The sequence below is a fragment of the Stenotrophomonas sp. GZD-301 genome (genome assembly GCF_049310345.1).
In the GTDB taxonomy this organism is placed as follows: Bacteria; Pseudomonadota; Gammaproteobacteria; order Xanthomonadales; family Xanthomonadaceae; genus Stenotrophomonas.
On record NZ_JBMOWY010000055.1, the window covers coordinates 38857 to 50838 of the forward strand.

The following is an 11982-nucleotide window of genomic DNA, read 5'->3' on the forward strand; positions in this document are numbered from 1 at the left end:
TGGTGACGATGGAAAAACGGGAATGTTCAAGTACGGGGCGCGGCATCTTGCAACCTCAACCAATATTGAGGTCAAGCCATGTCCAGCGAATTTCGCCAGGGCACGGGCGCGTCCATGCGCAGCAGCCCCTTGGGCAGCGCGGCATCGGTGCTGTCACAACGCAGGAACGGGCGCATGTCGCGGCAACCGTCCAGCACCGACACCACGCGGCGGCCAACGGCCAACGCGCTGGGCCATTCGACGCAGGCGTTGGCGGCATTGCCCGGCGTGCACACCGGATGGGTGACTTCCAGCATCTGCGCGCGCACGCCCACGCCCTGCGCTTCTTCGTGCAGGACCTGCACGAACATGCGGATGGCCGCCGACGACACCGAGGCGTCGCCGTGGCCGGACCACGGGCGCAGCCCGCACGGGCTGCCGATGACCACGTAACGCGCACCCGGCGCCCGCTGCGCGAGCAGCGGCACCAGGTGGTGGGCGGCGTTGACGTGCGGGACCAGATCACGCTCGATGCGTTCCATCAGCCACGACGAGGGCTGGTCGATCAGGCGGCCCAGCCGCAGCGGCGCGCCGAGGCTGGCCACGACCGCGGCGAGCGGACGCGGGCGCGCGGCGATGCGCTCGGCCAGCGTGCGCGCCGAACCGTCGTCGGCCACCGAACCCAGCAGCGTCTCCAGCGCCGGCTCATCGGCGAACTGGTCACGCAGGGCAGCCAGCCGGCCCGGGTCACGGCCGACCACCAGCACCGGGCTGCCCGCTTCGAGCAGGGCCGCCACGATGCCCTGGCCGACGTTGCCGGTACCACCCAGCACGAGGACCTCGGGGGCCAATATCCCATTCATGGGACTTTCACTCCCGTCGCCGGGATAATCCCAATTCGGCCCAGTCGGTCGCCCGCACGGGGGGCCAGGCGGAACGCACCGCCGCGCTGCAGGTTGGCAGGCGGGGTGAACTCGCGGAAGGCCTTGTGGGAGAAGGCGCTCGGGCGCTTCTCAACGGTCATCGCCAGGTCCAGCGGGGCTTTGCGGCCGCTGAGCACGCGGCCAAGAATGTTCCGCAACCACATGGTTGTCGTCCTGCATAACGGGAATGGCGCCACGATAGACCCCAAACTCCCACTTGATTAGTCCGGATTAAAGGGAATAATCGTCCCGTCCCCGGCACAATCCCGCCGGACGTCCCCTCCCCCGACTATGGACCCCCGTCATGGCCCACGATCTCAACGACACGCTGATCTTCGTCAAAGTGGTCGAGCAAGGCAGCTTCATTGCCGCCGCGACCGCGCTGGGCCTGCCCAAGACGACGGTCAGCCGCAAGGTGCAGGAACTGGAAACGCGCCTGGGCGCGCGCCTGCTGCACCGGACCACCCGCCGCCTCGGCCTGACCGAGGCCGGCTCGGTGTATCACGAGCATTGCCAGCGCATCGCGCGCGAGCTGGAAGAAGCCGAAGGCGCGGTCAGCCAGCTGCAGTCCGGCCCGCGTGGCTGGTTGCGCTTCACCGTGCCGTATTCGATCGGCATCACCTGGATCGCGCCCCTGCTGGGGCAGTTCCATGCGCAGTACCCGGAAATCCAGCTGGACATGCACCTGGGCAACGAGAAGCTCGACCTGATTGCCGGTGAAGCCGATCTCGCGCTGCGTGTGGGCACCCTGCCCGACTCCAATCTGGTGGCGCGCAAGCTGGGCAGCCTGCGCACGCAGGTGTTTGCCAGCCCGGCCTACATCGAACGCTACGGCGAGCCGCTGCACCCCGATGAACTGCAGTTCCACCGCATCCTGGCGATGCGCAAGGCGCGCAACCTCAACAACAACCGATTCTTCTGGCAGCTCGGCGAGAACGGTGGCGAGCTGCGCGATTTTCCGGTCAATCCGCTGCTGGTGGCCAACGACCCGTCGGCCCTGAACGGTGCGCTGGTATGCGGCGAAGGCCTGCTGCTGACCGGCGATGTGATGGCCAAGCCGTTCGTGGAATCGGGAATGGTGCGCCGTGTGCTGGCCGGTTGGACCGGTCCGGAAGTGGACTTCAACGCGGTGTTCGCCGGTGGCCGCCTGGTCTCGCCGAAGGTGCGCGCATTCGTGGACTTCTTGGTCGAGAAGCTCAACTTCGACGCCAACTACATGCTGGCGCAGTGCCCGGCCGCCAAGCTGGCCAAGCAGCAGCAGACGCAGGCCGAAGCCGAGCTGCAGGAAACCGGGAAGCGGATTCTGGAGACCGTAACGGCGAATTGATCCCGTCGCTGGACTGCACACTGTGATTGCACGCGCTCCGTAGCGCCGGGCTCTGCCCGGCTGCTGTTGGATACGTGCGAAGCGCCAGCCGGGCAGAGCCCGGCTCTACAAAAAAAGCCGCCTTTCCAGGCGGCTTTTTTGCGATGCGTGCGCATCGCAGCAATAACGGCGTGCGCTGTTACTGCGTCAGCGGGATCACGCGGATTTCCACGCGACGGTTCTTGGCGCGGCCGGCATCGGTGCTGTTGTCGGCAATCGGATAGGCCTTGCCTGCACCCAGCGTCTCCATGCGCACGCTCTGCACGCCCTGTGCGGTCAGGTAGGAGGCCACCGAGTCGGCGCGTTCCTTGGACAGGCGGTTGTTGACCGCATCACTGCCAATGCTGTCGGTATGGCCGACCACTTCGATCATGGTCTGGTCGTATTCCTTCAGCGTGCTGGCCACGCCGTTGAGCGCGCTGTAGAACTGCGGCTTCAAGGCGGACTTGCCGAAATCGAAGGTGATGCCGTCCGGCAGGTTCAGCACGATGTTGTCGCCCTGACGCTGCACGTCGATGCCCGTGTTGGCGGTGCGCTGGCGCAGCGCGGCTTCCTGGCGGTTCTGGTACGCGCCGACGCCGGCGCCGGCCAGTGCGCCGATACCGGCACCGACCATCGCATGCTGGCGGCGCTCGGTGGCGCTGTCGCCGGTCAGCAGGCCAGCGGCGACACCGATGGCAGTACCGATCAGCGCATTGCGGCCGGTGCGGCTCTGCTGCTCGGTCGGGTTGCCGTACTGGTCGCTCTGCACGTACGAACCACCGGTGGCGCAGGCCGAGAGGGCTGCGGCAGTCATCAGGGCCAGGGCCACGTTACGGGTTGCAGGTCGGATCATGGTGTCATCTCCTTGGGTGCCGGGCTGGCGGCGTGCGGACGGCCTGAAGAATAAACACGCCCGCGCGATGCCGGCATGATGAACGGCATCGCCAGCAACCCCTTGTTCAGCTAGCTGACTCGCCGCTCAGCCTGTATGCCGGTACGCCGCCAGCGCCGCGTCGCGCCCCGTGGCCAGATCGACCATCGGCACGGCCGGATAGCCCGGGGCGAGCGCAGCCAACTCGGTCGGGAACTGCCACGGCGCAAAGCGCGCCTTCACCGGCAGTGCGGCCAGCTCCGGTACCCACCGCGTGATGTAGCGCGCCTGCGGATCGAACTTCTGTGCCTGCGTCACCGGATTGAAGATGCGGAAATACGGCGCGGCATCGGCACCGGTGCCGGCTACCCATTGCCAGCCCATCGTGTTGTTGGCCAGGTCGGCATCCACCAGCGTGTCCCAGAACCAGCGCGCCCCGTGCAACCAGTGGGCGCGCAGATGCTTGCAGAGGTAGCTGGCCACGATCATGCGCACGCGGTTGTGCATGTAGCCGGTCTGCCACAGCTCACGCAGGCCGGCATCGACGATCGGCACGCCGGTGTGGCCGCGTTGCCAGTCATGCAGCTGTGCGGCGCTGGGCGTGGCCCAGGAGAAGCGGTCGAAACGCGGGTTGAGGTTGTCGGTGGGCGTCTTCGGGAAGTAGTGCAGCAGGTGATAGGCAAAGTCACGCCAGCCGAGCTGGCGCAGATAGCCGTCGATGTCGGCGTCGGTCGCGGCGCTGCGCAGGCCTTCCAGCGCATGCGCGATCCGCCAGGGCGCGATTTCACCAAAGTGCAGGTGCGGCGACAGCCGCGATGTACCGACCCGGTCCGGCAGGTCGCGCTGCTCGCGGTAGCCGCGCAGTGCCCCCTCCACGAACACCGACAGCGCCTCGTCGGCACCAGCCTCGCCGGGCTGCCAGTGCGTCCAGAAGCCGGCATCCCAGTCCAGCGTGGGCGCCAGCTGCAGCGCATCCAACGCCAGGCTGTCCACCGAATGCCCCACCAGCGCGCGCGGCGCCGGCTGCGGTGCGGGCAGCCTCCAGTGGCTGAGCACGTTGCGCCAGTAAGGGGTGAATACCTTGTACGGCTGCCCCTGCTGGGTAGCGATGTCCCAAGGTTCGAACAACAGGCTGCCATTGCAGCTCTGCGCGTCGATACCCTGCTCGCGCAGCGTGCGTTTGATGGCGGCATCGCGGGGCTGGGTGGCCGGTTCGTACTTGCGGTTCCAGTACACCGCTTCGGCGCCGGTCTGTTCGATCAGGGCCTGCAGGGTCGGCAGGCTGTCGCCGGCCCGCAGCACGAGCGATGTGCCCCGTGCGCGAAGATCGGCGTCCAGGGCCGCCAACGAGCGGTGGCGCCAGGCATCGGACGCCGCGCCCGGCGTCCAGTCGCCCTCCTCATGGGGGGCATGGATGTAAACCGGCACTACATCGTGGCCGGCGTCGAGCGCGGCCTGCAATGCGGGGTTGTCCTGCAATCGCAGGTCTCGACGGAACCACACCACCGCTACCGACACGCGCATCGCCTCACTTCTGGACAGCCGCCATGATAGCCAGCCGCGGTGAAGGCAGCGCGTGTCCACCGCCATGCCAGGCTGTGCGCCCCTTCGCCCACGTTGCCCCGTCATGGAAGATCTGCAGGCGGTCGCCGCGGTACTCGGCAGCGTGAGCGAGGCCGAGCTGCTGCTGGAGACGCTGCAGGGCTGAGGCCTGCAGCGTGGCGTCGGGTGGCCCGGTCAGCGGATCCGCCGCTGCAGCACGAAATAGACCAGGTTGCCGACACCGGTCGCGCCCAGCAGCAGGCCGATCGCACCCGGGGTGACCTCGGTGATGCCCAGCAGGTCGATCAGGCCCAGGGCGAGCGCGAGCAGCAGCAGCACGCAGCCCCAGTGCAGCGACGCCAGCCGGCGTTTGTGCGCATCGCCGTCGAGCAGCGAGCGCACCAGCTCCTCTGAGCCGCGCGCGTCGATGATGCGACGACGGGTGGTGGCATCGACGATGGTCTTGATGGTGTACACGATGCACACGATGAGCAGCATCGGCAGGATGAGGTTGAAATCCATGAGGCGGCGACTCCGTTCTGGTTGGTGTGTGGAAGGAGATACGGCCGGCGGGCCGTCGGTTGCATCCGATCCATTGCAACCGATCGCCCTGCCGACGTATCTCTAGGTTCATGCCCACTCCCCTGACCACCGACGAGACGATCCTGCAGGCCGACCGCGCCCTGGTCGAGGCCGTGCTGGCCGGTCGGCGCGGTGCGTTCGAACAGCTGGTGACTGCCTACCAGGGCCTGTGCTGGCATATCGTCGAGCGCATGGTGCGTCACCCCGACGATACCCGTGAGCTGTGCCAGGAGGTGTTCCTGCGTGTGCACCGGTCGCTTCACCAGTACCGCGGGGACAGCGCGTTGAAGTCGTGGGTGGCGCAGGTCGCCTATTCGGTCGCCCGCCGCCATCTGGAGCGTCGCCGCATCCCCATTGCCGAGGTTCCCGACGGGGAGGATGGCGCGTGGCTGGTCGAGCAGGTGAGCGACGGCGTGGACGTGGAGGCGCTGGCCTCGCAGGAAGAGGCGCATGCGCTGCTGCACGCCGCGATCGACACGTTGCCGCCCCTGCAGCGCACCGTACTGACCCTTTATCATCTGGACGAGCTGTCCATCGGCGAGATCGCACACCTGACCGATCTGGCCGAAGGCACCATCAAAAGTCACCTGTTCCGCAGCCGCGCGCGCCTGCGCACCCTGCTTCACTCGCACCTGGGGGAACCCGCATGAGCACCGATCCGCGCACCCGCGCCGATGACGCGCACTGGCAGGCACAGGAACGCGGCCGGCTGGCGGCAATGGCGCCTCCCGCCGCACCGCTGGATGCGGACAGCCGCGACTACCTGCAGATCGCCCAGGCGCTGCGGACTCTGCCGCGCAGCGCACCACCTGCGGATTTCGCCGCCACGGTCGCCCGCCAGATCGCCCCACGCGCGCCCGTCGCGCTGGACCGCTGGTTGCTGCCGCCGCTGCTCGCCGCACTGGCCGTCACCATCACGGTGGCCGCCGCCGGGCATGCCCGGCCCTGGTGGCAGGCGCTCGAGAATGCCGTGACGCGCGACGGTGGCCACTGGCTGCTGGCCAGCGCGCTGTGCGCGCTGACCACCTGGGCCATTCGGCCCCTGCTGCGGTATGCCCTGCGGCAGGCCGGGTAGCGTGCGGCGGCGCGGCAGGCGCTAGAATCGCCGGGGTCCACCAGGAGAAAGGCCTTTGTCCACCGTCCGCATCCTCTGCATCGCGCCTGCGCGACGGGCGGATATCGACGGCTCCCGCGCCGGCTGACGCCGGCGGGCACCGGCCGGTGTACGTCCCTCTCGCGCGGCACCCTGCCCGTCGGGCATGCCTACATCCGAGAGACCCATGATCCTTCCCATTACCGCCGGTGCGCTGCGCGCACTGCACGATGACGCCTGTCAGCACCCGTTCGATCCGGACAGCGCCCTGGCGCCACTGGAGGTGCTGCATCTGCTGGCCGAGCTGGCCGCCTGCATCGAACCGGCCTTCGTGCCGGCCGCCTGGTTGATCCTCGATGACGGCCAGCCGGTTGGCCTGTGCTCGGCCACGCGTATCCCTGTCGATGGCGAACTGAACATCGGCTATGGCATTGCGCCGAATCGCCAGGGGCGCGGCATCACCACCCGGGCCATCGGCGACCTGGTGCGCTGGTGCGCACACGACGGCCGCCTGCGCAGACTCACCGCCGAAACCGCACCGGACAACATCGCCTCGCAGCGGGTGCTGGCGCGCAACGGCTTCCTGCAGGTCGGCCACGGCATGGATGCCGATGCCGGGCCCGTCCTGTGCTGGGCACTGGAGCTGCCGTAACCGTCGCGTCGCGGCTGCCGGGCCACCCGGCAGCCGCATCATCTGTCAGGGCGCGGGTGCGGTCACACACAGCGCGCCGTTGCGTGCTTCCAACCGACCGTGGTCGAGCAGTACCTGCACCTGCGCGGCGATCCGTTCGCGCAGCGGCTGGCTGAGGGCCTGGAAGCCCAGCCGGCGCGCCACCGGCACGGCCACTTCATCGGCGCCCGCGCCGTGCGCGCTCTCGATCACCTCCAACAGGGCCTGGCGGATCTCCTGGGGCGGCAGCATTTCCGGCCGGCGCAGCGAACGCGACGTGGCGGTCATGCGGTTGCGCACCACCACCGCACGGCCATCGCGCAGATAGCAGCCGTCCTCCACGGCAAGCGCGCCGTCGCGACCGGCATGCGCCAGTGCTGCCTGGACCGCCGCCTGGATGCGCGAGCCGGCGCGCTGCAGGTTCCACAGATCCCGCACGCGCGCGATGATTTCGTCTTCGTGAATCGGGCCTTCGATGTCCACGATGTGCTCGACGGTGGCGGCCATGCTGCTCAACGGCACATCGTGCGGGGCCAGCGCGGCGTGCGCCGGCGCGAAGTCCGCCTGCACGTAGGCGAGCGTGCCGACGTCGTCGGTGGCGGCGTGCAACGCCGTCTCCTCGATCCGGCGCTGCACGGCTGGCACCGGCACCGATGCTGCCGCCTCGATCGCGACAGCCGCGCTGGCAGCAGCATCACCTGCCTGCCGTTGGCGTGCGGCCGCCAGCGCGGCGAGCAGGCGCTCCAGCTCCGCCTCGGGTCGCTGGAACCAGTCGGTACTCCAGATCCTGTGGATGCTCCAACCGTGGTTTTCCAGAATTTCCTGGCGCAGGCGGTCGCGATCGCGGGCCGACGGTGCAGCATGGTAGGCCGCGCCGTCGCATTCGATGCCGAGCAGATAGCGGCCAGCCGCATCGGGGTCGACCACCGCCAGATCGATGAAGAACCCGGCAACGCCGACCTGGCTGTCCACCTGGAAGCCCTGCGCGGCCAGCGCCTCCTGCACAGCCGCCTCGAAGGGCGAGTCCACGCCGCGCCCGGTCGGCTGGGGCACGCCCAGGTCGCCCTTCTCGGCGTACTGCAGGAATGCTTTCAGCGCGACGACACCGAGGCGGGTGCGCTCATCCACGCGGATGTCGTCGGCGGTGATGCTGCTGAACACTTCGCAGCGCTGGCGTGCGCGGGTAATCAGCACGTTGAGGCGGCGATGGCCGCCATCGGCATTCAGCGGGCCAAAGCCCTGGTAGAGCTTGCCATCGCCCTTGGCGCGGCCGTAGCCGATCGAGATCAGGATGACATCGCGCTCGTCGCCCTGGATGTTCTCCAGGTTCTTGACGAAGAACGGCTCATGCGGATGGCGGGCGATGAACGCTTCCAGTTCGGGGTGCTGGCGACGCGCCAGTTCGAGCGCGTCGCTGATCGCCTGGCGCTGGCGGACCGACATCGCGCCCACGCCCAGCGTCAGCTGCGGGCTGTGGCGCGCGTGTTCGACCACGGCCTGGGCGATGGCAACCGCTTCGACATCGTTCTTGTAGGTGTTGCCCCGGTCGAAGCGCCCGTCCGGCAGGTAGCGCAGGCGCAGGCCGGACTGGCTGCGCTCGCGGTCCGGGCTGGGCACGATGAACAGCTTGCCCTCGTAGAAGGTCTTGTTGGACACCGCGATCAGCGATTCGTGGCGGCTGCGGTAGTGCCATTGCAGCATGCGCTGGGGCAGCCCCTTGGCCGCGCACAGCGACAGCACGCTTTCCAGGTCTCTGGCCTGTGCGCCCTCTTCGTCGACCGGGTCGTCTTCGGCGCCGCCCAACCGGGCGAAGAACGAGGTGGGCGGCAGCTGTTTGTCGTCGCCCACGACCACGATCTGGCGGCAGCGCGCGATGGCACCGAGCGCATCCACCGGCTCGACCTGGCTGGCTTCGTCGATCACCAGCAGATCGAAGTCGATGGCGCCGGGCTCCAGGAACTGCGCGACCGACAGCGGGCTCATCATGAACACCGGTTTGATCGTCTGGATCGGCGAGGCGCACAGGCGGAACAGGCGCCGCAGCGCCATGTGGTTGCGCTTGCGCGCAATCTCGCTGCGCAGCGTACCGAGGGCGCCGATGCCCTCCACGCCGCCACGCGGCAGCCCCGCGTGATGGGCCTGCGCGGCCTCGACCTGGGCCAGGCTCAGACGCATGCGGTCCCACTGCCGGAACTGGGCCACCAGCGTTTCGTGCTGGCGTCCATCGAACACGGCCAGTGCCGGATCGGTGGTGGTCGCCAGGGTCAGCATCGCCAGGTGGAACGCGCAGCGATACAGGGCCTCGGCCTGGTCCGGCGTATGCCCCTGCGCAACCGCCAGTGCCAACGGCGCCTGCAGTCCCAGTGCATCCGCCCGGCGTGCCGCTTCGGCGTAGGCCAGCCAGGCCAGCAATCCGTCCACGTCAACGGTCCAGGCCGCCGACTTGCGCTGCAGCAGGGTCAGCGTCGCCAGCGCCACGCGGGGCGCCGCCACTGCCTGCTCCGTATCGATCTGCAGCTGCGTGGCGAACGCGTCCCAGTGCGCGGGGACGCTCGACACTGCCGCCCGCGCCGGAGCGGTGGCCGAGACCAGCACCTGCCGATCATGAAGCACCGCCGCCAGCGCGCGCGCGTCCAGCCCACCCACCGGCGGTGAGTGCTGCACCCAGCCGAGAATGGACTCGGCCAGGGTCCAGTCCGTGGCGGTGCCCTGCCAGACCGAGCCGAACGCCGCCGTGGCGGTGGGCGCGATCGCGGTCAGTGCGGCCTGCGCGGTGCGCGCGGCGATCAGATCGTCCAGCAGGGCCAGGCGCGCGGCCGTGCCCTTGGGCAGCGGCCCTTTCATCACGCTGCGCAGCTGCGCGATGGCCTGGCGGTAGCTGCCGTTGAAGATCCGCAGCAGGCGGTCGCCGTGCGCGGCAATCGCCAACCGCTGCGGCACCCAGTCCGCCGACCACGCCATGTCGATGACCTGATCGACACGCGCGGCGCGCACCCGCGTGAGCACCTGCCCCTGCTGCAGCGCGTCGCGCAACGACTCCAGCCCCGCCGTCCACACGCCCGACGCGATGGTGCTGCGGTCGAAGGCCGGCGCCGCCGCCAGCATGTCGGCCACCTGGCAATGCTGCTCGAGTGTGTGCAGGTCCACCGCAGCCGGCACACCCAGCGCAGCGCCCAACCCGTCGGCAGCGTCCACCGCCGCCTGGATGGCCGCCGCCAGCGGCGCGCTGGCGGCCACCAGATCCTCCGCCTGGGTGCGCAGCACCGGGCCGTGCGTGACGCCCCGCCAGACATGCGCCTGCGGATCACCGACCCGTGGCAGCACTGCGCAGACCTCGCGCAGCACCGCGATGCGCTGGTCCAGATCGGCCCGCGACCACGCGCCGGCATCGTCGATCCGGTACGGCGGCCGGCCCGCACGCGGCAGGCCACGGATCAGCTCGCCCAGAATCCGGAAGGGGGTCATCCCGGCGTTTCCGACCGGGGCATGCATGCGCTGGGCATGGTCGTTGAGCTGGCCGCGCAACGCGTCCAGCCGTGCGACACCGCCTGCCACGTCCGCCGCTTCCGGCCGGCCGATCTGCAGGGTCCGGCCCAGTTCTTCCAGCACGCTGCGCTTGTTGGCCTTGTTGCTGTGCAGCTCCAGGCACAGCGGCCCCAGCCCGACGTTCTCGAGGCGGCGCTTGACCACCTCCAGCGCCGCCATCTTCTCCGAGACGAACAACACCTTGCGCCCGTCACCGACCGCGGTGGCGATCAGGTTGGCGATGGTCTGCGACTTGCCGGTGCCCGGCGGCCCCTGGATCACCAGGTCCTGGCCGCGGCGCACGGCTTCGATGGCCAGCGCCTGCGAGCTGTCGCAATCCATCACATGCTTGAGGTCTGCGGCGGGAATCAGCGCATCCAGGAACCCGGGACCTTCGGCCGGCAGGCCGCTGTCGCGGCTGTCAAAGCCCTCGCCGAGCAGGCCCTGGACCAGCCGGTTCTGGTCGATCTGGTTGCCTTCCGGCCACTTCTCCGGGTCCAGGTCGAGGAACATCAGCAGTTTGGAAAACGAGAAGAAACCGAGCTGGAGCGCGTTGTCCAGCACGCTCCAGCCGGGCTGGGCGGCGACGCAGGCGCGCACGGCGTCGAGATACGCCGCCAGGTCGAAGGCATCGGCCTCGGGGAACGGCGGCAGCACGATGCCGAAATCCACCCGCAGCTTCTCGCGCAGCGACAGATTCTCCTGCGGGTCTTCCTCGGCCCAGCGCAGCGCGAAGCGGTCGCGCGCACTCTTGCGCTCCAGCACCACCGGCAGCAGCACCAGCGGCGCATGCCGGACCTCGTCGGCGGGTGCGGATGGCTCACGGAACGCCAGTTGCCCCAGGGCCAGGTACAGCACGTTGACACCCTGCTCTTCGAGCATGGTGCGGTACTCGTAGTACATGTCCAGCAGCCGCTTCTGCAGGTGCTCGGACTTGAGCCGGGTCTGCAGACGCGAGTCGGTGTGGTGCGCGGCCAGCGTGGCGGGGTCGGCCGGCTCGTCACCGGGCTGCGGCAGTGTGGGCAGGTCCGCCTCCACGGCGGCCTCTGTTTCGGGCATGCCCTCCACGTCGGCATCACCGCTCACCGCCGCGAAGGTCATGGCCTTGCGGTCGAGCAGCGTCTGCAGCGTCGGCACAGCGCGCTCGTCATGAAACACCAGCGAACGGCTGGAGGGCTTTTTCGGCAGGTTCAGCAGCCGGTTGCGATAGGTAAGATCGAGCAGCACGCGGCGTTGCGCCTGCAGCGTTTCCCTGATGCTCATCGCCGATGGTCCTCTGGTGATCCGGCCGGGCAGCGCCACACCGGGGGGATCTGGGGCTGCACGGCGTACTGGTCCGGTGGTCCACGCGGGACCCTGACCGGGAATGATGCCATGTGCCGGACGCGGGCGCTTGACCTCAACTTACATTGAGGTTCTATGGTGACGCCTCCCTTCTGGAGCCGTACC

At 69.0% G+C, this 11982-nt stretch carries 11 protein-coding genes; 5 read left to right on the forward strand and 6 right to left on the reverse strand.

What is annotated here, in order from left to right; all coding sequences use genetic code 11:
• Positions 1–71 precede the first annotated feature (71 nt).
• On the reverse strand, positions 72–842 hold the full coding sequence (locus tag ACO6VK_RS15075; protein ID WP_422508489.1) for an SDR family NAD(P)-dependent oxidoreductase: 771 nt from the start codon (positions 840–842) through the stop codon (positions 72–74).
• Positions 839–1066 carry a hypothetical protein gene (locus ACO6VK_RS15080; RefSeq protein ID WP_422508491.1) on the reverse strand — a complete coding sequence of 76 codons (228 nt, stop codon included), beginning with the start codon at positions 1064–1066 and terminating at the stop codon, positions 839–841. Before ACO6VK_RS15080 ends, ACO6VK_RS15075 begins: the two co-directional genes overlap by 4 nt.
• Positions 1067–1206: 140 nt before the next feature.
• On the opposite strand from ACO6VK_RS15080, the gene ACO6VK_RS15085 reads away from it, so the two are divergent.
• Positions 1207–2229: a LysR family transcriptional regulator gene (locus ACO6VK_RS15085; RefSeq protein ID WP_017356099.1), complete on the forward strand. Its 1023-nt coding sequence runs from the start codon at positions 1207–1209 to the stop codon at positions 2227–2229.
• Positions 2230–2407: 178 nt separating this feature from the next.
• Here the strand turns inward: ACO6VK_RS15085 and ACO6VK_RS15090 are convergent, their stop codons facing one another.
• Positions 2408–3103, reverse strand: coding sequence for an OmpA family protein (locus ACO6VK_RS15090; protein ID WP_422508493.1), 696 nt, complete (start codon positions 3101–3103; stop codon positions 2408–2410).
• 126 nt (positions 3104–3229) lie between these two features.
• On the reverse strand, positions 3230–4639 hold the full coding sequence (locus ACO6VK_RS15095; RefSeq protein ID WP_422508580.1) for a cryptochrome/photolyase family protein: 1410 nt from the start codon (positions 4637–4639) through the stop codon (positions 3230–3232).
• Between the two features lie 58 nt (positions 4640–4697).
• On the opposite strand from ACO6VK_RS15095, the gene ACO6VK_RS15100 reads away from it, so the two are divergent.
• A complete protein-coding gene (locus ACO6VK_RS15100) occupies positions 4698–4829 on the forward strand; it encodes a hypothetical protein (protein WP_422508495.1) in 132 nt (43 codons plus the stop codon).
• A 29-nt stretch (positions 4830–4858) separates the two neighbouring features.
• On the opposite strand, the gene ACO6VK_RS15105 is transcribed toward ACO6VK_RS15100, so the two are convergent.
• Complete coding sequence (locus ACO6VK_RS15105; protein WP_422508497.1) at positions 4859–5185, reverse strand: hypothetical protein; 327 nt, start codon at positions 5183–5185, stop codon at positions 4859–4861.
• A 110-nt stretch (positions 5186–5295) separates the two neighbouring features.
• On the opposite strand from ACO6VK_RS15105, the gene ACO6VK_RS15110 reads away from it, so the two are divergent.
• From ACO6VK_RS15110 to ACO6VK_RS15120, 3 genes are all read left to right on the forward strand, one after another.
• Positions 5296–5895 (forward strand): RNA polymerase sigma factor, encoded by a 600-nt coding sequence (locus tag ACO6VK_RS15110; RefSeq protein WP_422508499.1) that lies wholly within the window; start codon positions 5296–5298, stop codon positions 5893–5895.
• Positions 5892–6320 (forward strand): hypothetical protein, encoded by a 429-nt coding sequence (locus ACO6VK_RS15115; RefSeq protein WP_422508501.1) that lies wholly within the window; start codon positions 5892–5894, stop codon positions 6318–6320. Before ACO6VK_RS15110 ends, ACO6VK_RS15115 begins: the two co-directional genes overlap by 4 nt.
• A gap of 205 nt (positions 6321–6525) precedes the next feature.
• Positions 6526–6990 carry a GNAT family N-acetyltransferase gene (locus tag ACO6VK_RS15120; RefSeq protein WP_422508503.1) on the forward strand — a complete coding sequence of 155 codons (465 nt, stop codon included), beginning with the start codon at positions 6526–6528 and terminating at the stop codon, positions 6988–6990.
• Between the two features lie 45 nt (positions 6991–7035).
• Here the strand turns inward: ACO6VK_RS15120 and ACO6VK_RS15125 are convergent, their stop codons facing one another.
• Positions 7036–11796 carry a DUF3320 domain-containing protein gene (locus ACO6VK_RS15125; RefSeq protein ID WP_422508505.1) on the reverse strand — a complete coding sequence of 1587 codons (4761 nt, stop codon included), beginning with the start codon at positions 11794–11796 and terminating at the stop codon, positions 7036–7038.
• Between the last annotated feature and the right edge of the window lie 186 nt (positions 11797–11982).